At 69.7% G+C, this 21,679-nt stretch carries 18 protein-coding genes; 1 reads left to right on the top strand and 17 read right to left on the bottom strand.

The window, feature by feature from the left end:
• Positions 1 to 130 precede the first annotated feature (130 nt).
• From recQ to ACFW9D_RS08175, 15 genes are all read right to left on the bottom strand, one after another.
• Positions 131 to 2,080 carry a DNA helicase RecQ gene (gene recQ / locus ACFW9D_RS08245; RefSeq protein WP_384619227.1) on the bottom strand — a complete coding sequence of 650 codons (1,950 nt, stop codon included), beginning with the start codon at positions 2,078 to 2,080 and terminating at the stop codon, positions 131 to 133.
• 205 nt (positions 2,081 to 2,285) lie between these two features.
• On the bottom strand, positions 2,286 to 3,935 hold the full coding sequence (nuoN, locus tag ACFW9D_RS08240; RefSeq protein ID WP_188337446.1) for an NADH-quinone oxidoreductase subunit NuoN: 1,650 nt from the start codon (positions 3,933 to 3,935) through the stop codon (positions 2,286 to 2,288).
• An 8-nt stretch (positions 3,936 to 3,943) separates the two neighbouring features.
• Positions 3,944 to 5,542, bottom strand: a complete 1,599-nt coding sequence (locus tag ACFW9D_RS08235; protein ID WP_384619225.1) for an NADH-quinone oxidoreductase subunit M — start codon at positions 5,540 to 5,542, stop codon at positions 3,944 to 3,946.
• A 5-nt stretch (positions 5,543 to 5,547) separates the two neighbouring features.
• Positions 5,548 to 7,443 (bottom strand): NADH-quinone oxidoreductase subunit L, encoded by a 1,896-nt coding sequence (gene nuoL, locus ACFW9D_RS08230; protein ID WP_188337448.1) that lies wholly within the window; start codon positions 7,441 to 7,443, stop codon positions 5,548 to 5,550.
• A 13-nt stretch (positions 7,444 to 7,456) separates the two neighbouring features.
• The gene (nuoK, locus tag ACFW9D_RS08225; RefSeq protein WP_161299832.1) at positions 7,457 to 7,756 is read right to left on the bottom strand and encodes an NADH-quinone oxidoreductase subunit NuoK; all 300 of its coding nucleotides are present in this window, start codon (positions 7,754 to 7,756) and stop codon (positions 7,457 to 7,459) included.
• A complete protein-coding gene (locus ACFW9D_RS08220; protein WP_188337449.1) occupies positions 7,753 to 8,580 on the bottom strand; it encodes an NADH-quinone oxidoreductase subunit J in 828 nt (275 codons plus the stop codon). The genes nuoK and ACFW9D_RS08220 overlap by 4 nt, the downstream gene beginning before the upstream one ends.
• On the bottom strand, positions 8,577 to 9,194 hold the full coding sequence (nuoI, locus tag ACFW9D_RS08215) for an NADH-quinone oxidoreductase subunit NuoI (protein ID WP_188337450.1): 618 nt from the start codon (positions 9,192 to 9,194) through the stop codon (positions 8,577 to 8,579). The genes ACFW9D_RS08220 and nuoI overlap by 4 nt, the downstream gene beginning before the upstream one ends.
• Positions 9,187 to 10,581 (bottom strand): NADH-quinone oxidoreductase subunit NuoH, encoded by a 1,395-nt coding sequence (gene nuoH, locus ACFW9D_RS08210; protein ID WP_188337451.1) that lies wholly within the window; start codon positions 10,579 to 10,581, stop codon positions 9,187 to 9,189. The genes nuoI and nuoH overlap by 8 nt, the downstream gene beginning before the upstream one ends.
• Positions 10,578 to 13,079, bottom strand: a complete 2,502-nt coding sequence (locus ACFW9D_RS08205) for an NADH-quinone oxidoreductase subunit G (protein WP_384619220.1) — start codon at positions 13,077 to 13,079, stop codon at positions 10,578 to 10,580. Before ACFW9D_RS08205 ends, nuoH begins: the two co-directional genes overlap by 4 nt.
• The gene (nuoF, locus tag ACFW9D_RS08200; protein ID WP_188337453.1) at positions 13,076 to 14,437 is read right to left on the bottom strand and encodes an NADH-quinone oxidoreductase subunit NuoF; all 1,362 of its coding nucleotides are present in this window, start codon (positions 14,435 to 14,437) and stop codon (positions 13,076 to 13,078) included. Before nuoF ends, ACFW9D_RS08205 begins: the two co-directional genes overlap by 4 nt.
• Positions 14,434 to 15,294: an NADH-quinone oxidoreductase subunit NuoE gene (nuoE, locus tag ACFW9D_RS08195; RefSeq protein ID WP_384619217.1), complete on the bottom strand. Its 861-nt coding sequence runs from the start codon at positions 15,292 to 15,294 to the stop codon at positions 14,434 to 14,436. The genes nuoF and nuoE overlap by 4 nt, the downstream gene beginning before the upstream one ends.
• Entirely contained in the window at positions 15,291 to 16,613 is a 1,323-nt protein-coding gene (locus tag ACFW9D_RS08190) for an NADH-quinone oxidoreductase subunit D (protein ID WP_188337455.1), read from the bottom strand. The genes nuoE and ACFW9D_RS08190 overlap by 4 nt, the downstream gene beginning before the upstream one ends.
• Positions 16,613 to 17,350 carry an NADH-quinone oxidoreductase subunit C gene (locus tag ACFW9D_RS08185; RefSeq protein WP_188337456.1) on the bottom strand — a complete coding sequence of 246 codons (738 nt, stop codon included), beginning with the start codon at positions 17,348 to 17,350 and terminating at the stop codon, positions 16,613 to 16,615. Before ACFW9D_RS08185 ends, ACFW9D_RS08190 begins: the two co-directional genes overlap by 1 nt.
• A complete protein-coding gene (locus ACFW9D_RS08180; RefSeq protein WP_016640165.1) occupies positions 17,347 to 17,901 on the bottom strand; it encodes an NADH-quinone oxidoreductase subunit B family protein in 555 nt (184 codons plus the stop codon). Before ACFW9D_RS08180 ends, ACFW9D_RS08185 begins: the two co-directional genes overlap by 4 nt.
• Positions 17,902 to 17,936: 35 nt before the next feature.
• The gene (locus ACFW9D_RS08175; RefSeq protein WP_003956195.1) at positions 17,937 to 18,296 is read right to left on the bottom strand and encodes an NADH-quinone oxidoreductase subunit A; all 360 of its coding nucleotides are present in this window, start codon (positions 18,294 to 18,296) and stop codon (positions 17,937 to 17,939) included.
• Between the two features lie 686 nt (positions 18,297 to 18,982).
• On the opposite strand from ACFW9D_RS08175, the gene ACFW9D_RS08170 reads away from it, so the two are divergent.
• Complete coding sequence (locus tag ACFW9D_RS08170) at positions 18,983 to 19,798, top strand: C40 family peptidase (RefSeq protein ID WP_384619214.1); 816 nt, start codon at positions 18,983 to 18,985, stop codon at positions 19,796 to 19,798.
• A 110-nt stretch (positions 19,799 to 19,908) separates the two neighbouring features.
• Here ACFW9D_RS08170 and ACFW9D_RS08165 read toward each other — a convergent pair whose 3' ends face one another.
• Together ACFW9D_RS08165 and ACFW9D_RS08160 are read right to left on the bottom strand one after the other, a co-directional pair.
• On the bottom strand, positions 19,909 to 20,235 hold the full coding sequence (locus ACFW9D_RS08165) for a putative quinol monooxygenase (RefSeq protein WP_188337458.1): 327 nt from the start codon (positions 20,233 to 20,235) through the stop codon (positions 19,909 to 19,911).
• 77 nt (positions 20,236 to 20,312) lie between these two features.
• Complete coding sequence (locus ACFW9D_RS08160; protein ID WP_188337459.1) at positions 20,313 to 21,608, bottom strand: geranylgeranyl reductase family protein; 1,296 nt, start codon at positions 21,606 to 21,608, stop codon at positions 20,313 to 20,315.
• Positions 21,609 to 21,679: the final 71 nt, after the last annotated feature.

Genomic DNA, 21,679 nt, shown 5'->3' with positions numbered 1-21,679 from the left:
CCCTTCGGGTGGCATCTCCCCGATCAAGGCGTCCGGCGCCTTTGATCGGGGGAAGGCGCGGCGAAGCCGCAGCCTTCCAGGGGCGCGGGGAACTGCGCGACCAGCCACGACGAGAGCCGCACCCGGCGACTTACCAGTCGATGTCCTCCGGAGGCTCGGCCTCGTCGAAGGGGTCGGGCTCCGGCGCGGACGACGACGGGGCCGACGCCGGCGCCGCGGCACCGTCAAGACCGGCCAGAACACCGAGCACACCCTCCCCCCACGTCGCGAGCTTCTTCTCGCCGACCCCCCCGATCGTGCCGAGCTCCGCGACCGACGCCGGACGGCGCATCGCGATCTCCCGGAGCGTCGCGTCATGGAAGATGACGTACGCCGGGACCCCGTTCTCCTTCGCCTGGGCGCCCCGCCAGGCCCGCAGCGCCTCGAAGACGGGGACCAGCTCGGCGGGCAGCTCGGCCGCCGCGGCAGCGGTGCCGCCTCCGGACCTGGACCGCCGGGCCCGCGGAGCGGCCGCCGGCTTCGTCTCCTTGCGCAGCAGGACCTCCCGCTGCCGCCCGAGCACGGACCCGCTCTCCTCGGTGAGCACGAGCGTCCCGTACTCGCCCTCGACCGCGATCAGCCCCTGCGCCAGCAACTGCCGGACCACGCCCCGCCATTCGGCCTCGGCCAGCTCCTCGCCGATGCCGAACACGGAGAGCTGGTCGTGGTCGAACTGGATGACCTTCGCGGTGCGCTTGCCGAGCAGGATGTCGATGATCTGGCCCGCGCCGAACTTCTGCCGCCGCTCCCGGTCGAGCCGCACCACGGTGGAGAGGATCTTCTGCGCGGCGACGGTCCCGTCCCAGGTCTCCGGCGGGGTCAGGCACGTGTCGCAGTTGCCGCAGGCCTCGGGCGCCTCCTGCCCGAAGTACGTGAGGAGCTGGGCGCGCCGGCACCGCGCCGTCTCGCACAGCGCCAGCATCGAGTCCAGGTGCGAGGAGGCCCGGCGGCGGAACGCCTCGTCGCCCTCCCCCATGTTGATCAGCTTGCGCTGCTGCACCACGTCCTGGAGCCCGTAGGCCATCCAGGCCGTGGAGGCGAGGCCGTCACGGCCCGCGCGGCCGGTCTCCTGGTAGTAGCCCTCGACGGACTTCGGCAGGTCCAGGTGCGCCACGAAACGCACGTCCGGCTTGTCGATGCCCATGCCGAACGCGATGGTCGCGCAGACGACGAGGCCCTCCTCGCGCAGGAACCGCGACTGGTGCGCCGCACGCGTGCCCGCGTCGAGGCCCGCGTGGTACGGCACGGCCTCGATCCCGTTCTTCGACAGGTACTCGGCGGTCGCCTCGACCGACTTGCGCGACAGGCAGTACACGATGCCCGCGTCGCCCTCGTGCTCCGCGCGCAGGAAGGACAGGAGCTGCTTCTTCGGGTCGGCCTTGGGGACGATCCGGTACTGGATGTTGGGCCGGTCGAAGCTCGCGACGAAGTGCCGGGCGTCGGGCATGCCGAGCCGCTGGGTGATCTCCTGGTGCGTCGCGTGCGTCGCGGTCGCCGTCAGCGCGATGCGCGGCACGTCCGGCCAGCGCTGCCCGAGCACCGACAGGGTGAGGTAGTCGGGGCGGAAGTCGTGGCCCCACTGCGCCACACAGTGCGCCTCGTCGATGGCGAAGACGGAGATCTTGCCGCGCGAGAGGAGGTCGAGCGTGGCGTCGAGCCGGAGCCGCTCGGGCGCCAGGTAGAGCAGGTCCAGCTCGCCCGCGAGGAACTCGGCCTCGACGGTGCGCCGCTCGTCGAAGTCCTGCGTCGAGTTCACGAACCCGGCGCGCACGCCGAGCGCCCGCAGCGCGTCCACCTGGTCCTGCATGAGCGCGATCAGGGGCGAGACGACGATGCCCGTACCGGGTCTGACCAGGGCCGGGATCTGGTAGCACAGCGACTTTCCGCCGCCGGTCGGCATGAGCACGACCGCGTCGCCGCCGCTCACCACGTGCTCGATGACCGCTTCCTGCTCGCCGCGGAAAGCGTCGTATCCGAACACCCGGTGGAGCGTGGCGAGGGCCTCGCTCTGCACGGCCTCGCGCTCCGTCACCTCAGTCATACCCTCTGTCCCGTCGTCATCCCCGGCCCCTTGCCTCGACCTCTGCACCCACGATAGGGGGCCGGACCGACAACCCTCGAAGTTATCCACAGGCCCGGGACACGGCTCGGGACACGGCCCGGAACACGGCTCGGAACATGCCGGTGCCCGGCACCCCCTCCCAAGGGTGCCGGGCACAGGAACACACGGTCGAACGAGGACCGCGCTACCGCACGAACACCCCGGCCTGGCTCGCCAGGTCCAGGAAGTACTGCGGCGCGAGGCCCAGCACGATCGTGACCGCCACACCCACGCCGATCGTCGTCATGGTCAGCGGCGACGGCACGGCCACGGTCGGGCCGTCCGCCTTGGGCTCGCTGAAGAACATGAGGACGATCACGCGGATGTAGAAGAACGCGGCGATCGCGGACGAGATCACACCGACCACGACCAGACCGCCCGCCCCGCCCTCGGCCGCCGCCTTGAACACCGCGAACTTTCCGGCGAAGCCGGAGGTCAGCGGGATGCCGGCGAAGGCGAGGAGGAAGACGGCGAAGACGGCGGCGACCAGCGGCGAGCGCCGGCCGAGCCCCGCCCACTTCGACAGGTGCGTGGCCTCGCCGCCCGCGTCGCGCACCAGCGTGACGACGGCGAAGGCGCCGATGGTCACGAAGGAGTACGCGGCGAGGTAGAAGAGGACCGACGAGACGCCCTGCGGGGTCGTCGCGATGACACCGGCGAGGATGAAGCCGGCGTGCGCGATCGACGAGTACGCGAGGAGCCGCTTGATGTCGGTCTGCGTGATGGCGACGACCGCCCCGGCGAGCATCGTGACGATCGCCACGGCCCACATGACCGGCCGCCAGTCCCAGCGCATCCCCGGCAGCACCACGTAGAGCAGCCGGAGCAGGGCGCCGAAGGCCGCGACCTTGGTGGCCGCCGCCATGAAGCCGGTGACCGGCGTCGGGGCACCCTGGTAGACGTCGGGCGTCCACATGTGGAACGGCACGGCGCCGACCTTGAAGAGCAGCCCCATGACGACCAGCGCCATGCCGATGAGCAGCAGCGCGTCGTTGCCCATGGTGTCGGCCAGGGCCGGGTTCACGGTCGCCACGGTGCCGTCGACGACCTCGGCGAGCGTGGCGTACGAGACGGAGCCCGCGTAGCCGTACAGGAGCGCGATGCCGAAGAGGGTGAACGCGGAGGCGAAGGCGCCGAGCAGGAAGTACTTGACCGCGGCCTCCTGCGACATGAGCCGCTTGCGGCGGGCCACGGCGCACAGCAGGTACAGCGGGAGCGAGAAGACTTCCAGGGCGATGAACAGCGTCAGCAGGTCGTTCGCCGCGGGGAAGACCAGCATGCCGCCGATCGCGAACAGGGCGAGCGGGAACACCTCGGTGGTGGTGAACCCGGCCTTGACCGCGGCCTTCTCGCTGTCGCTGCCGGGCACGGCGGCGGCCTGCGCGGCGAACGAGTCGACGCGGTTGCCGTGCGCCTCCGGGTCGAGCCGGCGCTCGGCGAAGGTGAAGATCGAGACGAGTCCGGCGAGCAGGATGGTCCCCTGGAGGAACAGGGCCGGCCCGTCGACGGCGATCGCGCCCATGGCCGCGATGTGCGCCTTGCTCGTCCCGTATCCGCCGGCGGCGAGGCCGACGACGGCCGCGAAGGCGGCGGCGATCGCGACGATCGCCAGGAACGCCTGCGCGTAGTAGCGCTGCCTGCGCGGGACGAAGGCCTCGACGAGGATGCCGAGGACGGCCGCGCCGATCACGATCAGCGTCGGGGACAGCTGCGCGTACTCGATCTTCGGCGCGTCGATCTTCGCGATCGGATCGGCCGCCACTGTCCACAGGGTGTGGACGGTCGGGGCACTCACGAGAGCACTCATTTGTGAGCCGCCTCCACTTCCGGCTTCGGGTCCTTCTTGTGGACGTCGGACAGGGTGTGCTTGACCGCCGGGTTCACCAGCTCGGTGAGCGGCTTCGGGTACACACCGAGGAAGATCAGTACGCCGATCAGCGGGACCACGACCGCGAGCTCACGCACCCGGAGGTCCGCGATGCCCTCGGTCGAGGGCTTCACCGGGCCGGTCATGGTGCGCTGGTAGAGGACCAGCGTGTACAGCGCGGCGAGGACGATGCCGAACGTCGCGATGATCCCGATGACCGGGTAGCGGGTGAACGTGCCGACCAGGACCAGGAACTCGCTGACGAACGGGGCGAGTCCGGGCAGCGACAGCGTCGCCAGGCCGCCGATCAGGAAGGTTCCGGCGAGCACCGGGGCGACCTTCTGCACGCCGCCGTAGTCCGCGATGAGGCGGGAGCCGCGGCGGGAGATGAGGAAGCCGGCGACCAGCATGAGCGCGGCCGTCGACAGGCCGTGGTTGACCATGTAGAGCGTCGCGCCGGACTGGCCCTGGCTGGTCATCGCGAAGATGCCCATGATGATGAAGCCGAAGTGCGAGATCGACGCGTAGGCGACCAGGCGCTTGATGTCGCGCTGGCCGACGGCGAGCAGTGCCCCGTAGACGATGCTGATGAGCGCCAGGACGAGGATCGCCGGCGTCGCCCACTTGCTGGCCTCCGGGAAGAGCTGGAGGCAGAAGCGGAGCATCGCGAAGGTGCCGACCTTGTCGACCACGGCCGTGATGAGCACGGCGACCGGGGCCGTGGCCTCGCCCATCGCGTTCGGCAGCCAGGTGTGCAGCGGCCACAGCGGGGCCTTCACCGCGAAGGCGAAGAAGAAGCCGAGGAAGAGCCAGCGCTCGGTGCTGGTGGCCATCTCCAGGGAGCCGTTCGCGCGGGCGGCGGCGATCTCCTGGAGCGAGAAGTTCCCCGCGACCACGTAGAGGCCGATGACGGCCGCCAGCATGATGAGGCCGCCGACGAGGTTGTAGAGGAGGAACTTGACCGCCGCGTACGAACGCTGGGTCGCGGCCTCCTTCTCGCCGTGCGGGCCCGCGCGGTCCCCGAAGCCTCCGATGAGGAAGTACATCGGGATGAGCATGGCCTCGAAGAAGATGTAGAAGACGAAGACGTCGGTGGCCTCGAAGGAGATGATCACCATCGCCTCGACCAGCAGGATCAGGGCGAAGAAGCCCTGCGTCGGCCGCCAGCGCCCCGCAGCGAAGCTGCCGAGAGACTCAGCTCCGGTCTCCTGCGGGTCGGCGTCGTGCCAGCCGGCCAGGATCACGAACGGGATCAGCAGCGCGGTCAGCGCGATGAGCGCCACCCCGATGCCGTCCACGCCCAGCTCGTAGCGGACGCCGAAGTCCTTGATCCACGCGTGGGACTCGGTGAGTTGGTAGCGGTCGCCGGTCGGGTCGAAGCGGACCGCGACCACCGCCGCGACCGCGAGTGTCGCGACCGAGAACAGCAGCGCGAGCCACTTGGCCGCGGTGCGTCGCTTGGCCGGCACGGCGGCCGTGACGATCGCCCCCACGGCCGGGAGCGCCGCCGTCGCTGTCAGCAGAGGAAAGGACATCGGCATCAGACCGCCCTCATCAGCAGGGTCGCGGCGACGATGAGTGCCGCACCGCCGAACATCGAGACGGCGTACGAGCGCACGTAGCCGTTCTGGAGCTTGCGCAGCCGGCCGGAGAGTCCGCCGACCGAGGCCGCCGTCCCGTTGACCACCCCGTCGACCAGGGTGTGGTCCACGTAGACGAGCGAGCGGGTGAGGTGCTCGCCGCCGCGTACGAGGACGACGTGGTTGAAGTCGTCCTGGAGGAGGTCGCGGCGGGCGGCCCGGGTGAGCAGCGAGCCGCGCGGGGCGACGACCGGGACCGTGCGGCGCCCGTACTGGAGCCAGGCGATGCCCACGCCGATCACGAGGCACACCATGGTGGCCCCGGTGACCGCGGCCGCGCTGATCGGCGCGTGCCCGTGGTCGTGGCCGGTGACCGGCTCCAGCCAGTTCAGGAAGCGGTCCCCGATGGAGAAGAATCCGCCGGCGAAGACCGAGCCGAACGCGAGGACGATCATCGGGATCGTCATGGACGAGGGCGACTCGTGCGGGTGCGGCTCGTGGCCGTCCGCGTCCGGCTGCCAGCGCTTCTCGCCGAAGAACGTCATGATCATCACGCGGGTCATGTAGAACGCGGTGATCGCGGCGCCCAGCAGCGCGACCGAGCCGAGGATCCAGCCCTCGGTCCCGCCCTTCGCGAAGGCCGCCTCGATGATCTTGTCCTTGGAGAAGAAGCCGGACAGGCCCGGGAAGCCGATGATGGCCAGGTAGCCGAGGCCGAACGTCACGAAGGTGACCGGCATGTACTTGCGCAGGGCGCCGTACTTGCGCATGTCGACCTCGTCGTTCATGCCGTGCATGACCGAACCGGCGCCGAGGAAGAGCCCGGCCTTGAAGAAGCCGTGCGTCACCAGGTGCATGATCGCGAACACGTAGCCGACGGGGCCGAGGCCCGCGGCGAGGATCATGTAGCCGATCTGCGACATCGTCGAGCCGGCCAGCGCCTTCTTGATGTCGTCCTTCGCGCAACCGACGATCGCACCGAACAGGAGCGTGACCGCGCCGACGATGGTCACGACCAGCTGGGCGTCCGGCGCCCCGTTGAAGATCGCGCCGGAGCGGACGATCAGGTAGACGCCCGCGGTCACCATGGTCGCGGCGTGGATGAGGGCCGAGACCGGGGTCGGGCCCTCCATCGCGTCCCCGAGCCAGGACTGCAGCGGCACCTGCGCCGACTTGCCGCACGCGGCGAGCAGCAGCATCAGGCCGATCGCGGTGAGCTTGCCCTCCGACGTGTCACCGACGCTGTCGAGCACCGGGCCGAAGGCGAAGGTGCCGAAGGTCGTGAACATCAGCATGATCGCGATCGACAGACCCATGTCGCCGACGCGGTTGACGAGGAACGCCTTCTTCGCGGCGGTGGCCGCGCTCGGCTTGTGCTGCCAGAAGCCGATCAGGAGGTACGAGGCGAGGCCCACGCCCTCCCAGCCGACGTACAGGAGCAGGTAGTTGTCGGCGAGGACCAGCAGGAGCATCGCCGCGAGGAACAGGTTCAGGTAGCCGAAGAAGCGGCGGCGCCGCTCGTCGTGCTCCATGTACCCGATCGAGTAGATGTGGATCAGCGTGCCCACGCCGGAGATCAGCAGCACGAACGTCATCGACAGCTGGTCGAGCTGGAACGCGACGTCCGCCTGGAAGCCCTCGACGGGGATCCAGCTGAACAGGTGCTGGGCGAGCGTGCGGTCCTCCGGGCCCTTGCCCAGCAGATCGGAGAAGAGCACGACGGCGATCACGAAGGAGGCGGCCGCGAACACGGTGCCGAGCAGATGACCCACCCGGTCCAGTGCCCGCCCGCCGCAGAGCAGGACGGCCGCTCCGAGCAGTGGCGCCGCTACCAGCAGCGCAATCAAGTTCTCCACTGGTTGCGACCCCTTACAGCTTCATCAGGCCGGCGTCGTCGACCGAGGCCGAGTGGCGGGTACGGAACAGCGACACGATGATCGCGAGCCCGACCACGACCTCCGCGGCGGCGACGACCATCGTGAAGAACGCGATGATCTGGCCGTCGAGATTGCCGTGCATCCGGGAGAACGCGACGAACGCGAGGTTGCACGCGTTCAGCATCAGCTCGATGCACATGAACACGACGATCGCGTTCCGCCTGATGAGCACGCCGGTGGCGCCGATCGTGAACAACAGGGCCGCGAGATACAGGTAGTTGACCGGATTCACTTCGACGCCTCCTCTGCCTTGTCGCGGGAGTCGCGCTCCAGCCGCTCGGCCGAACGCTGCTCCAGGGCCTTGAGGTCGCTGAGCGCCTCACCGGACACGTCCCGGATCTGGCCGCGCTCGCGCAGCGTCTGCATGACCGTGAGCTCCGACGGGGTGCCGTCGGGCAGCAGGCCCGCGATGTCCACCGCGTTGTGCCGGGCGTAGACGCCGGGGGCGGGCAGCGGCGGCAGGTGCTTGCCCTCGCGGACGCGCTGCTCGGCCAGCTCGCGCTGGGTCTTGGCCCGCTCGGTGCGCTCCCGGTGCGTGAGCACCATCGCGCCGACGGTCGCCGTGATGAGCAGGGCACCGGTGATCTCGAAGGCGAACACGTACTTGGTGAAGATGAGGGCGGCGAGGCCCTCCACGTTCCCGTTCGCGTTCGCCTGGCCCAGGCCGGTGAACTGCGTCAGCGACGCGTTCCCGATCCCCGCGATCAGCAGGACGCCGAAGCCGATCCCGCACAGGGCGGCCAGCCAGCGCTGCCCCTTGATGGTCTCCTTCAGGGAGTCGGCGGCGGTGACGCCGACGAGCATGACCACGAAGAGGAACAGCATCATGATCGCGCCCGTGTAGACGACGATCTGGACGATGCCCAGGAAGTACGCGCCGTTGGCCAGGTAGAACACCGCGAGGATGATCATGGTCCCGGCCAGGCACAGCGCGCTGTGCACGGCCTTCTTCATCAGGATCGTGCACAGGGCGCCGATGACGGCGACGGTGCCGAGGACCCAGAACTGGAAGGCCTCGCCGGTGGAGGTTGTGTAGGCGGCGAGTTGAGCGCTCATGCGTCGGCCCCCTGTTCCTCCGGCCGTTCGCCCTTGGAGACCGCGACCTGGCGCTCGGTGCCGGGCGCGGCCTCGGTCACCAGGCCCCGGTAGTAGTCCTGCTCGTCCATGCCCGGGAAGATCGAGTGCGGGCTGTCGACCATGCCCTCCTCGAGGCCGGCGAGCAGCTGCTCCTTCGTGTAGATCAGGTTGGCCCGGCTGCTGTCGGCGAGTTCGAACTCGTTCGTCATCGTCAGCGCGCGCGTGGGGCACGCCTCGATGCACAGGCCGCACAGGATGCAGCGGGCGTAGTTGATCTGGTAGACGCGGCCGTAGCGCTCTCCCGGGGAGTAGCGCTCCTCCTCCGTGTTGTCCGCGCCCTCCACGTAGATGGCGTCCGCCGGGCAGGCCCAGGCGCACAGCTCGCAGCCGACGCACTTCTCCAGGCCGTCCGGATGGCGGTTGAGCTGGTGCCTGCCGTGGAAGCGGGGAGCAGTGGTCTTCGGTTGCTCCGGGTACTGCTCGGTCAGCCGCTTCTTGAACATGGCCTTGAAGGTCACGCCGAAGCCGGCGACAGGGTTCATGAACCCCGGCGCGGTGTCCTTCTCGTTCTTCTCGTTCTTCTCGTCAGCCATCGGACGCCTCCTTTCCGTCGCGAGATCCGCCGAGTGACTCGTCACTCTGAGTATCGGGGCCACCACTGACAATCAACTCGCGGTCACGGCGCGAGCGTCGGCGTGGCACGGGCGGCAGGGACTGTCCGGGCAGCGGTGGCACCGGGAAGCCGCCCGCCATCGGGTCGAAGGCCGCGGGTTTCGCCGCCGCCTCGGCCTCGGCCTGCTTGGCGCCGCGGTCGCGGAAGATGTCCACGACGAACGAGAGCAGCAGGAGCACGAGGATGCCGCCGCCGACGTAGAGGGCGATCTCGGCGAAGTCGTAGTTCTCGTTCTGCAGCGTCCGCACGGTGGCGACGAGCATCAGCCACACCACGGAGACCGGGATGAGGACCTTCCAGCCGAGCTTCATCAGCTGGTCGTAGCGCACGCGCGGGAGCGTGCCGCGCAGCCAGATGAAGAAGAACAGCAGCAGCTGGACCTTGACGACGAACCAGAGCATCGGCCACCAGCCGTGGTTCGCGCCCTCCCAGAACGTGGAGATCGGCCACGGCGCGCGCCAGCCGCCCAGGAAGAGCGTCACGGACACCGCGGAGACCGTCACCATGTTCACGTACTCGGCGAGCATGAACATCGCGAACTTGATGGACGAGTACTCGGTGTTGAAGCCGCCCACGAGGTCGCCCTCGGACTCCGGCATGTCGAACGGGGCGCGGTTCGTCTCGCCGACCATCGTGACGATGTAGATGAGGAACGAGACGGGCAGCAGCACGATGTACCAGCGGTCGTGCTGCTGGGCGACGATCTCCGAGGTGGACATCGAGCCCGAGTACAGGAAGACCGAGGCGAACGCGGCGCCCATCGCGATCTCGTAGGAGATCATCTGCGCGCACGAGCGCAGGCCGCCGAGCAGCGGGTACGTGGAGCCCGAGGACCAGCCGGCGAGGACGATGCCGTAGATGCCGACCGAGGCGACCGCGAGGACGTAGAGCATCGCGATCGGCAGGTCGGTGAGCTGCATCGTGGTGCGCGTGCCGAAGATCGAGATCTCGTTGCCGGCGGGCCCGAAGGGGATCACCGCGATCGCCATGAAGGCCGGGATGGCCGCGACGATCGGCGCGAGGACGTAGACGACCTTGTCCGCGCGCTTGACGATGACGTCTTCCTTGAGCATCAGCTTGATGCCGTCGGCGAGCGACTGGAGCATGCCCCAGGGGCCGTGCCGGTTCGGGCCGATGCGCAGCTGCATCCAGGCGACGACCTTGCGCTCCCACACGATGGAGAACAGCACGGTCACCATCAGGAAGGCGAAGCAGAACACCGCCTTGATGACGACCAGCCACCAGGGGTCGCGGCCGAACATCGACAGGTCTTCGAGGGCGAGCTGGTTCAGTGCCGTCGGGCTCATGACTCCACCTCCGGGGCGCCGGCGGCGACGGCCGGGCCGATCTTCACCAGGTCGCCGGGAACGGCGCCCGTGTCCGAGGCGACGCCGCCGCCCACGGAGTTCAGCGGGAGCCAGACGACCCGGTCGGGCATCTGCGTGACCTGGAGCGGCAGTGCGACGGTGCCGGTCTTTCCGGTGACCGCGAGGACGTCGCCGTCCTTGACGCCCGCCTCGGCGGCCGTCGCGGCCGACACGCGCGCGTGGGCGGCGTGCCGGGTGCCGGCGAGCGCGTCGTCGCCCTCCTGGAGGCGGCCCTGGTCGAGCAGCAGCCGGTGCCCGGCGAGGACGGCCTCGCCCGCGGCGGGCCGCGGGGCCGGAGCGGCGGTCTCCAGCGGCTCCGTGGCGTGCGGCCCGTCCCAGGAGCCGAGCCGGTCCAGCTCGGAGCGGGCCGAGCGCAGGTCCGGCAGGCCCAGGTGGACGTCCATGGCGTCGGCGAGCATCTGGAGCACCCGCAGATCGGTCGGCGCCAGGGTGCGGGTCATCTGGTCCGGCTTGAGCGCGGCCTCGAACATCCGCGCCCGGCCCTCCCAGTTGAGGAACGTGCCCGCCTTCTCGGCGACCGCGGCCACCGGGAGGACGACGTCGGCGTGCTCGGTGACCTCGCTCGGCCGCTGCTCCAGGGAGACCAGGAAGCCGACCTCGTGAAGTGCTTCACGCGCGCGTGCCGGGTCGGGCAGGTCGGCGATCTCGACGCCGGCCACCACGAGGGCCCGCAGCGCGCCGCCCGCGGCGGCCTCCACGATCTGGCCCGTGTCGCGCCCGTAGCTGTGCGGGAGTTCGGCGACGCCCCACACGGAGGCGACCTCCTCCCGCGCGCGCGGGTCGGTCGCGGGGCGGCCGCCCGGCAGGAGCGAGGGCAGCGCGCCGGCCTCGATCGCGCCGCGCTCACCGGCCCGGCGCGGGATCCACACCAGCTGCGCGCCGGTCGCGGACGCGGCCCGTACGGCGGCGGTGAGGCCGCCCGCGACGGCCGCGAGCCGCTCGCCGACGACGATGACCGCGCCGTCGGAGCGCAGCGCCTCGGCGGCGGCCGCTCCCCCGGTCTCCAGGCCGACACCGGAGGCGAGCGCGTCCAGCCACTCGGTCTCGGTGCCGGGCGCGGCCGGCAGCAGCGTGCCGCCGGCCTTCTCCAGGCCGCGCGTCTCGTGCGTGGCCAGCGAGAACACCTTCTGGCCGTGCTGACGCCACGCCTTGCGGAGCTTCAGGAAGACGCCGGGCGCCTCCTCCTCGGACTCGAAGCCGACGAGCAGCACGGCGGGCGCCTGCTCCAGCTTCGTGTACGTGACGCCGCTGCCGTCGAGGTCGCGGCCCCGTCCGGCCACGCGCGCGGCGAGGAAGTCGGACTCCTCGCCGCTGTGCACGCGCGCGCGGAAGTCGATGTCGTTCGTGGCGAGCGCGACCCGGGTGAACTTGCTGTACGCGTAGGCGTCCTCGACGGTGAGCCGGCCGCCGGTGAGGACACCGGCCCGGCCGCGCGCCTCGGTGAGCCCGCGCGCGGCGGCCTCCAGGGCCTCCGGCCAGGACGCGGCGCGCAGTTCGCCGGTCTCCGCGTCCCGCACCTGCGGCGTGGTGAGCCGGTCGGGCTTCTGCGCGTACCGGAAGCCGAAGCGGCCCTTGTCGCAGATCCACTCCTCGTTGACCTCGGGGTCGTTGGCCGCGAGGCGGCGCATGACCTTGCCGCGCCGGTGGTCGGTGCGGGTGGCGCAGCCGCCCGCGCAGTGCTCGCACACCGACGGCGAGGAGACGAGGTCGAAGGGCCGGGAGCGGAATCGGTACGCCGCCGAGGTGAGCGCGCCGACCGGGCAGATCTGGATGGTGTTCCCGGAGAAGTACGACTCGAAGGGGTCGCCCTCGCCGGTGCCGACCTGCTGGAGCGCGCCGCGCTCGATCAGCTCGATCATCGGGTCGCCCGCGATCTGGTTCGAGAAGCGGGTGCAGCGGGCGCACAGGACGCACCGCTCGCGGTCGAGCAGCACCTGGGTGGAGATCGCGACCGGCTTCTCGTAGGTGCGCTTCCTGCCCTCGAAGCGGGAGTCGGCCTGTCCGTGCGACATCGCCTGGTTCTGCAGCGGGCACTCGCCGCCCTTGTCGCAGACCGGGCAGTCCAGGGGGTGGTTGATGAGCAGCAGCTCCATGACCCCCTTCTGCGCCTTCTCGGCGACCGGGGAGGAGAGCTGGCTCTTGACGACCATGCCGTCGGTGCAGGTGATCGTGCAGGAGGCCATCGGCTTGCGCTGGCCCTCGACCTCGACGATGCACTGGCGGCAGGCGCCGGCCGGGTCGAGGAGCGGGTGGTCGCAGAACCGGGGGATCTCGATGCCGAGCAGTTCGGCGGCGCGGATGACCAGGGTCCCCTTGGGGACGCTGATCTCGATGCCGTCGATCGTCAACGAGACGAGGTCCTCGGGCGGGACCGCCGCCGCGCCGCCCCCGGAGGGAGCGCCCGTGGTCACAGTCATGCGTTCACCTCCGTGCGGTGCTGGTCGGCCCACAGGGTCGACTTGGCCGGGTCGAAGGGGCAGCCCTTGCCCGTGATGTGCTGCTCGTACTCGTCGCGGAAGTACTTGAGCGAGGAGAAGATCGGCGAGGCGGCGCCGTCGCCGAGGGCGCAGAACGACTTGCCGTTGATGTTGTCGGCGATGTCGTTCAGCTTGTCGAGGTCGTCCATGGAGCCCTTGCCGGCCTCGATGTCGCGCAGCAACTGGACGAGCCAGTAGGTGCCTTCGCGGCAAGGCGTGCACTTGCCGCAGGACTCGTGGGCGTAGAACTCGGTCCAGCGGGTGACGGCGCGCACGACGCAGGTCGTCTCGTCGAAGCACTGCAGGGCCTTGGTGCCGAGCATGGATCCGGCGGCGCCGACGCCCTCGTAGTCGAGGGGCACGTCGAGGTGCTCCTCGGTGAACATCGGGGTGGAACTGCCGCCCGGGGTCCAGAACTTGAGGCGGTGGCCCGGCCGCATGCCCCCGCTCATGTCGAGCAGCTGGCGCAGCGTGATGCCGAGCGGCGCCTCGTACTGGCCGGGCGAGGCGACGTGGCCGCTGAGCGAGTAGAGCGTGAAGCCCGGGGACTTCTCGCTGCCCATCGACTTGAACCAGTCCTTGCCGCGGTTCACGATCGCGGGAACCGAGGCGATGGACTCGACGTTGTTCACGACAGTGGGGCACGCGTACAGGCCCGCGACGGCCGGGAAGGGGGGACGCAGTCGCGGCTGGCCGCGGCGGCCCTCGAGCGAGTCCAGGAGCGCGGTCTCCTCACCGCAGATGTACGCGCCGGCGCCCGCGTGCACGGTGAGTTCCAGGTTGAGGCCGGATCCCAGGACGTTCTCGCCGAGGAAGCCGGCTTCGTAGGCCTCGCGGACGGCCTCGTGCAGACGGCGCAGTACGGGGACGACCTCGCCGCGCAGGTAGATGAAGGCGTGCTCCGAGCGGATCGCGTAGCAGGCGATCACGATGCCCTCGATGAGGCTGTGCGGGTTGGCGTACAGGAGCGGGATGTCCTTGCAGGTGCCCGGCTCCGACTCGTCGGCGTTGACGACGAGGTAGTGGGGCTTGCCGTCGCCCTGCGGGATGAACTGCCACTTCATGCCGGTGGGGAAGCCCGCGCCGCCGCGTCCGCGCAGGCCCGAGTCCTTCACGTAGGCGATGAGGTCGTCCGGTGTCATCGCGAGGGCCTTGCGCAGTCCCTCGTAGCCCTCGTGCCGGCGGTAGACGTCCAGGGACCAGGACCGGTCCTCGTCCCAGAACGCCGACAGGACCGGCGCGAGCAGCTTCTCGGGGCTGGACTCGTTGTTCTCGATCTCGGCTGCCAAGGTCATCACTCCCCCTCCTCGGCGGTCGGACCCGCTGGGTGGTCGGGGTCGGAGGCCGATGTGTCCTGCGGCGCGTCGTGCGAGCTCAGGTGTTCCGTGGGCGAGGGCTCGTGGGGCTGTTCGCCCTCGGGCGCCGCCGCGCGCGGGTGGACCACGCGGGCGGGCGGGGTCTCGCCCTTGGCCAGGCGCAGGCCGACGAGCGAGGCGGGGCCCGCGCTGCCGCCGGCCTCGACGGCGCCCTCGCGCGCGTCGGGGAAGCCGGCGAGGATGCGCGCGGTCTCCTTGAAGGTGCACAGCGGGGCGCCGCGGGTGGGCGACACCTCGGCGCCGGCGCGCAGGTCGTCGACGAGCCGGGTGGCGGACTCCGGCGTCTGGTTGTCGAAGAACTCCCAGTTGACCATCACCACGGGAGCGAAATCACAAGCGGCGTTGCACTCGATGTGCTCCAGCGTGATCTTGCCGTCCTCGGTGGTGCCGTTGTTGCCGACGCCGAGGTGCTCCTGGAGCGTCTCGAAGATGGCGTCGCCGCCCATGACCGCGCACAGGGTGTTGGTGCAGACGCCGACCTGGTAGTCGCCGCTCGGCTTCCTGCGGTACATCGTGTAGAAGGTCGCGACCGCGGTGACCTCGGCGGTGGTGAGGTCGAGCAGGTCGGCGCAGAACTGCATGCCGGTGCGCGTGACGTGCCCCTCCTCCGCCTGCACGAGGTGCAGCATCGGCAGGAGCGCCGAGCGGGAGCCGGGGTAGCGGGCGATGATCTCGCGCGCGTCGGCCTCCAGGCGGGCGCGGACGTCGTCCGGGTAAGCGGGCGCGGGCAGTTGCGGCATGCCCAGGCTGACGCCCTGCTCCGAAGAACTGGTGGTCACCGGTCGACGCCTCCCATCACGGGGTCGATGGAGGCGACGGCGACGATGACGTCGGCGACCTGGCCGCCCTCGCACATCGCCGCCATGGCCTGCAGGTTGGTGAAGGACGGGTCGCGGAAGTGGACCCGGAAGGGGCGGGTGCCGCCGTCGGACACGGCGTGCACCCCGAGCTCGCCCTTGGGCGACTCCACGGCGGCGTACGCCTGTCCCGGCGGGACGCGGAAGCCCTCGGTCACCAGCTTGAAGTGGTGGATGAGGGCCTCCATGGAGGTGCCCATGATGTTCTTGATGTGGTCGAGCGAGTTGCCGAGCCCGTCGGGCCCGAGGGCCAGCTGGGCGGGCCAGGCGATCTTCTTGTCGCCGACCATGACCGGGCCCGGGGCGAGCCGGTCCAGGCACTGCTCGACGATGCGCAGCGACTGGCGCATCTCCTCCAGGCGGATCAGGAAGCGTCCGTAGGAGTCGCAGGTGTCGGCGGTCGGGATCTCGAAGTCGTAGTTCTCGTAGCCGCAGTACGGGTCGGTCTTGCGCAGGTCGTGCGGCAGGCCCGCCGAGCGCAGGATCGGTCCGGTGGCGCCGAGGGCCATGCAGCCGGCCAGGTCGAGGTAGCCGACGTCCTGCATACGGGCCTTGAAGATGGGGTTGCCGGTGGCGAGCTTGTCGTACTCCGGCAGGTTCTTCTTCATCTTCTTCACGAACTCGCGCAGCTGGTCCACCGCGCCGGGCGGCAGGTCCTGGGCGAGTCCGCCGGGCCGGATGTACGCGTGGTTCATGCGCAGGCCGGTGATGAGCTCGTAGATGTCGAGAATCAGTTCACGATCACGGAAGCCGTAGATCATGATCGTGGTCGCGCCGAGCTCCATGCCTCCGGTGGCGATGGCGACGAGGTGGGAGGACATCCGGTTCAGCTCCATGAGGAGCACGCGGATGACCGAGGCCCGGTCGGGGATCTCGTCGGTGATGCCGAGCAGCTTCTCGACGGCGAGGCAGTACGCCGTCTCGTTGTAGAACGGCGTCAGGTAGTCCATGCGGGTCACGAACGTGGTGCCCTGCGTCCACGTCCGGTACTCGAGGTTCTTCTCGATGCCCGTGTGCAGGTAGCCGATGCCGCAGCGGGCCTCGGTGACCGTCTCGCCGTCGATCTCCAGGATCAGCCGCAGCACGCCGTGCGTGGAGGGGTGCTGGGGACCCATGTTGACGATGATGCGCTCGTCGTCGGACTTGACCGCGGACTGGACGACCTCGTCCCAGTCTCCGCCGGTGACCGTGTAGACGGCACCTTCGGTGGTCTCGCGGGGCGATGCAGAAGGAGTAGACATCAGCTGTACGACCTCCGCTGGTCCGGAGCCGGGATCTGGGCGCCCTTGTACTCGACGGGGATGCCGCCGAGTGGGTAGTCCTTGCGCTGCGGGAAGCCCTGCCAGTCGTCCGGCATCATGATCCGCGTCAGCGCGGGGTGGCCGTCGAAGACGATGCCGAAGAAGTCGTACGTCTCGCGCTCGTGCCAGTCGTTCGTGGGATACACGGAGACCAGGGACGGGACGTGCGGGTCCGTGTCCGGCAGCGAGACCTCGAGGCGGATCAGCCGGCCGTGGGTGAGCGAGCGCAGGTGGTACACGCAGTGCAGCTCGCGGCCCTTGTCTCCGGGGTAGTGCACGCCGGAGACGCCGGTGCACAGCTCGAAGCGGAGCGCCGGGTCGTCGCGCAGGGTCTGGGCGACCCGCACCAGGTGCTCGCGCTCGATGTGGAAGGTGAGCTCGTCGCGGTCGACGACCGTCTTGTCGATGGCGTTCTCGGGGACGAGGCCCTGTTCCTCCAGGGCGCCCTCCAGCTCGTCGGCCACCTCGTCGAACCAGCCGCCGTAGGGGCGGACGGCCTCGCCGGGCAGCCGGATCGAGCGGACAAGTCCGCCGTAACCCGACGTATCGCCACCGTTGTTGGCGCCGAACATGCCGCGCTGGACGCGGATCTCCTCGCCCTGGTCGCCTCGCTGCCCCGGGAGGTTGGAGGCGCTGAGGTCCTTCTCGGGGTTCACCCCGTTGTTCTCGCCGCTCACCGCAGCAGCCCCTTCATCTCGATCGTCGGGAGCGCCTTGAGCGCCGCTTCCTCCGCCTCGCGGGCCGCCTCCTCGGCGTTCACGCCGAGCTTGGAGGTCTGGATCTTCTGATGGAGCTTGAGGATCGCGTCCATCAGCATCTCGGGCCGCGGCGGGCAGCCGGGCAGGTAGATGTCCACCGGCACGACGTGGTCGACGCCCTGCACGATCGCGTAGTTGTTGAACATCCCGCCGGACGAGGCGCAGACACCCATGGAGATGACCCACTTGGGGTTGGGCATCTGGTCGTAGACCTGGCGCAGGACGGGGGCCATCTTCTGGCTCACGCGTCCGGCGACGATCATCAGGTCCGCCTGGCGGGGCGATCCGCGGAACACCTCCATGCCGAACCGCGCCAGGTCGTAGCGGCCCGCGCCGGTCGTCATCATCTCGATGGCGCAGCAGGCGAGCCCGAACGTGGCGGGGAAGACGGACGACTTGCGCACCCATCCCGCGGCCTGCTCGACGGTGGTCAGAAGGAATCCGCTCGGCAGCTTTTCTTCGAGTCCCATAGCTCAGTGGCTCCTGTCCTCCCCTGTACGGGGGCTCAGTCCCATTCCAGGCCGCCGCGCCGCCACACGTACGCGTAGGCGACGAAGACGGTGAGCACGAAGAGCAGCATCTCCACGAGCCCGAAAAGCCCCAGGGCGTCGAAGGAGACGGCCCAGGGGTAGAGGAAGACGATCTCGATGTCGAAGACGATGAAGAGCATCGCCGTCAGGTAGTACTTGATGGGGAAGCGCCCGCCGCCGGCCGGCGTGGGGGTGGGCTCGATGCCGCACTCGTACGCTTCGAGCTTCGCCCGGTTATACCGCTTTGGACCGATAAGCGTGGCCATGACCACGGAGAAGATCGCAAAGCCTGCCCCGAGGGCTCCCAGTACGAGGATGGGCGCATACGCGTTCACCGCTCCTCGCTCCTCTCAGTCGGCGCTGACTGCTGGCGGTTGCAACGGACTCGGGACCCCCCTTCCCCTGCGCGCGATCCGAAGATCGCTTACATGTGAAGCAGGTCACAAGCCCGACGTGTCCCGCATCCTATGCCCGGGACTCTGTGATCTGCGACACGGGGTGCGCCAACTAGTTTGTGATCTCCACCACCTGACGAAGGATCATGAAGTCGGATGAGCGGTGATCTTCACACGCGAAGCACCTGAGTGATCACCAGAGGTGACAACTTGCCGCGTTACTGCTGGCAGAAGGCTCGGTGCACTATCAAGCCAGTGCCTCGGCAGGCAAATTGGTGCTGGACGCCACTGGCTGATAGTGGATCCCGTTCACACATCAGGGGGACCCGGAGGTCCCTAGGTGGACGCGAGCACTCCCCTTAGGGGTATCTGTGTGACCTGCGTCACGTGCTACGTAACGGCTCGGAAACCGGGCTTGGCCAACGGCCTCAACGAGTGGTAAGCGTCGGGCAATTCGGGCGTATCACAGAAAGCCAATGATCACAGCGTTGTGCGGCCCTGTCCGGATTGCCCGTTACGGCGTCAATAAGGGCCGCCACGCCCGGGATTCACGTCTCGGTTTCACAACTGTGGCGCACCACACGTTTCTTGAAGGGAACGGTGAAGCCCTGATAGCGGTTGTACTCATGTCCCACACCGCTCACATACCCAGCCACCGGAAGCCCCGCCGCAGCGCCTCGAAGCTGGCCCTGCGCGCCGGAGTTACCGGTGGCGTCCTCAGCACCCTGGCAGTGGCTGGTGCGTCCGGTGCGGCGAACGCTGCCGAGCCGGTCACGCAGACCATCGAGCTGCCCACGCTGACCTCCGACCTCGCCTCGCAGGTCGCCGAGTCGGCGGACGCCACGCAGCAGGCCGCGGCGAACTACCAGCTCCAGGCCGAGCGCGACGAGGCGTTCGCCAAGGCCGCCGACCAGGCGAAGAAGGACCAGCTCGCCGCCGAGAAGAAGGCGGAGGCCAAGAAGAAGGCCGAGGCCGCCGCCAAGGCGAAGGCCGAGCGCGAAGCCGCCGAGGCCGCCGCGTCCCGCTCCAGCGAGCGCAGCACGCTCTCCACCGCGTCCGCCACGGCCGACGCCCCCGCGCCCGCCAGCGGCTCCGTGGGCGCCGTCATCGGCTTCCTGAAGGCCCAGCTCGGCGACGCCTACGTCATGGGCGGCACCGGCCCCAACTCCTGGGACTGCTCCGGTCTGACCCAGGCCGCGTTCCGCCAGGCCGGCGTGGACCTGCCCCGCACCTCGCAGGAGCAGTCCACCTTCGGCACCCCGGTCTCCCTCTCCAACATCCAGGTGGGCGACCTCCTGTACTGGGGCGGCGCCGGCTCGGCGTACCACGTCGGTGTCTACATCGGCAACGGCCAGTACCTGGACGCCGCGAACCCCTCGAAGGGCGTCGTCATCCAGGACCTGTCCGGATACCCGGCGAGCGGCGCGGTCCGCGTCCTCTGAGGCACCCGCACACATACGACGAAGGCCGCCGTACCCTACGAAAGGGGCACGGCGGCCTTTGCCGTGAAAAGCCGCAACCGGCGCAACCGGCACGACCGGGGGCGTAAGGGTCAGTCCTCGACGGCCAGTTCGCCCATCGGGCCGAAGCCCTCGTTCGGGATGTCGCAGTGGATGATCTCCGGGGTGCGGGCGATCAGCGGGGCCATCGACTCCAGGCCGGCCTTGAAGTGGTCGGTGGCGACGTGGGCGGCGCCCGCCGCCGCGTCCCGGAAGCCCTCGACGAGGACGAACTGGTTCGGGTCCTCGACACTGCGGGACCAGTCGAAGAAGAGGTTGCCCTCCTCCGCGCGGGTGGCGGCGGTGAACGCGGCCGTCTTCTCCAGCCAGGAGCCGGCGTGCTCGGGCTTGGCGGTGAACTTCACGACGATGAGAATCATGCGTCCACCCTGCGCCCGAGCACCCGGCGAGGACAAATCAGGCCAGGCCGCCAGGTCTGTCAGACCTGTCAGGCCCGTCAGGCCTTCGGGGCGACCTTGCTCAGACCGTTGATGATGCGGTCCATCGCGTCGCCGCCCGTCGGGTCCGTCAGGTTCGCCAGCATCTTCAGCGTGAACTTCATCAGGACCGGGTGGGTCAGGCCGCGCTGCGTCGCGATCTTCATGACCTTGGGGTTGCCGATGAGCTTCACGAAGGCGCGGCCCAGCGTGTAGTAGCCGCCGTAGGTGTCCTTGAGGACCTTCGGGTAGCGCTGGAGGGCCAGTTCGCGCTGGGCGTCCGTCGCGCGGGCGTGGGCCTGCACGATGACGTCGGCGGCGATCTGCCCGGACTCCATGGCGTACGCGATGCCCTCGCCGTTGAACGGGTTGACCAGGCCGCCCGCGTCGCCGACCAGGAGCAGGCCCTTGGTGTAGTGCGGCTGGCGGTTGAAGGCCATGGGGAGGGCGGCGCCGCGGATCGGCGTCGTCATGTTCTCCGGCGTGTAGCCCCAGTCCTCCGGCATGGACGCGCACCAGGCCTTGAGGACCTCACGCCAGTCCAGCTCGCGGAAGGCCTTGGAGGAGTTGAGGATGCCGAGGCCCACGTTCGACGTGCCGTCGCCCATGCCGAAGATCCAGCCGTAGCCGGGCAGCAGCCGGTCCTCGCCCGGGCCGCGCCGGTCCCACAGCTCCAGCCAGGACTCCAGGTAGTCGTCGTCGTGGCGCGGCGACTCGAAGTACGTGCGGACCGCGACGCCCATCGGGCGGTCCTCGCGGCGGTGCAGGCCCATGCCGAGCGACAGACGCGTCGAGTTGCCGTCGGCGGCGACGACGAGCGGGGCGTGGAAGGTGGTCGGCGTCTTCTCCTCGCCCAGCTTGGCGTGCACGCCGGTGATGCGGCCGGTGCGCTCGTCCGTGATGGGCGCGCCCACGTTGCACCGCTCGTACAGGCGCGCGCCCGCCTTCTGGGCCTGGCGGGCCAGCTGCTCGTCGAAGTCGTCGCGCTTGCGCACCAGTCCGTAGTCCGGGTACGAGGCGAGCTCCGGCCAGTCGAGCTGGAGGCGGACGCCGCCGCCGATGATGCGCAGCCCCTTGTTGCGCAGCCAGCCGGCCTCTTCGGAGATGTCGATGCCCATGGCGACGAGCTGCTTGGTGGCGCGCGGGGTGAGGCCGTCGCCGCAGACCTTCTCGCGCGGGAACGCCGTCTTCTCCAGGAGCAGGACGTCCAGACCCGCCTTCGCCAGGTGGTAGGCGGTCGCCGAGCCCGCCGGTCCTGCCCCGACGACGATGACGTCTGCGCTGTGCTCGGAGAGGGGCTTGGGCTGCTCGGTCACGGCGGGTTCTCCCCAAGGGTCGAAAACGGTGTGCCGTCCGGCACGGACATGGGCAGTCTATTTGGCGGCAC

The sequence above is a fragment of the Streptomyces sp. NPDC059524 genome, assembly GCF_042749255.1.
GTDB classification, from domain to species: domain Bacteria; phylum Actinomycetota; class Actinomycetes; order Streptomycetales; family Streptomycetaceae; genus Streptomyces; species Streptomyces xanthii.
Note: the sequence above shows the minus strand (reverse complement) of the source record. Positions and strands in the feature narration are given on the sequence as shown.

Coding starts and splice junctions, on each gene's coding strand:
- recQ (WP_384619227.1), bottom strand. CDS start 2,080: ATGACTGAGGTGACGGAGCGCGAGGCCGTGCAGAGCGAGGCCCTCGCC.
- ACFW9D_RS08235 (WP_384619225.1), bottom strand. CDS start 5,542: ATGTCCTTTCCTCTGCTGACAGCGACGGCGGCGCTCCCGGCCGTGGGG.
- ACFW9D_RS08220 (WP_188337449.1), bottom strand. CDS start 8,580: ATGAGCGCTCAACTCGCCGCCTACACAACCTCCACCGGCGAGGCCTTC.
- nuoI (WP_188337450.1), bottom strand. CDS start 9,194: ATGGCTGACGAGAAGAACGAGAAGAACGAGAAGGACACCGCGCCGGGG.
- nuoH (WP_188337451.1), bottom strand. CDS start 10,581: ATGAGCCCGACGGCACTGAACCAGCTCGCCCTCGAAGACCTGTCGATG.
- ACFW9D_RS08205 (WP_384619220.1), bottom strand. CDS start 13,079: ATGACTGTGACCACGGGCGCTCCCTCCGGGGGCGGCGCGGCGGCGGTC.
- ACFW9D_RS08190 (WP_188337455.1), bottom strand. CDS start 16,613: ATGTCTACTCCTTCTGCATCGCCCCGCGAGACCACCGAAGGTGCCGTC.
- ACFW9D_RS08180 (WP_016640165.1), bottom strand. CDS start 17,901: ATGGGACTCGAAGAAAAGCTGCCGAGCGGATTCCTTCTGACCACCGTC.
- ACFW9D_RS08170 (WP_384619214.1), top strand. CDS start 18,983: ATGTCCCACACCGCTCACATACCCAGCCACCGGAAGCCCCGCCGCAGC.
- ACFW9D_RS08165 (WP_188337458.1), bottom strand. CDS start 20,235: ATGATTCTCATCGTCGTGAAGTTCACCGCCAAGCCCGAGCACGCCGGC.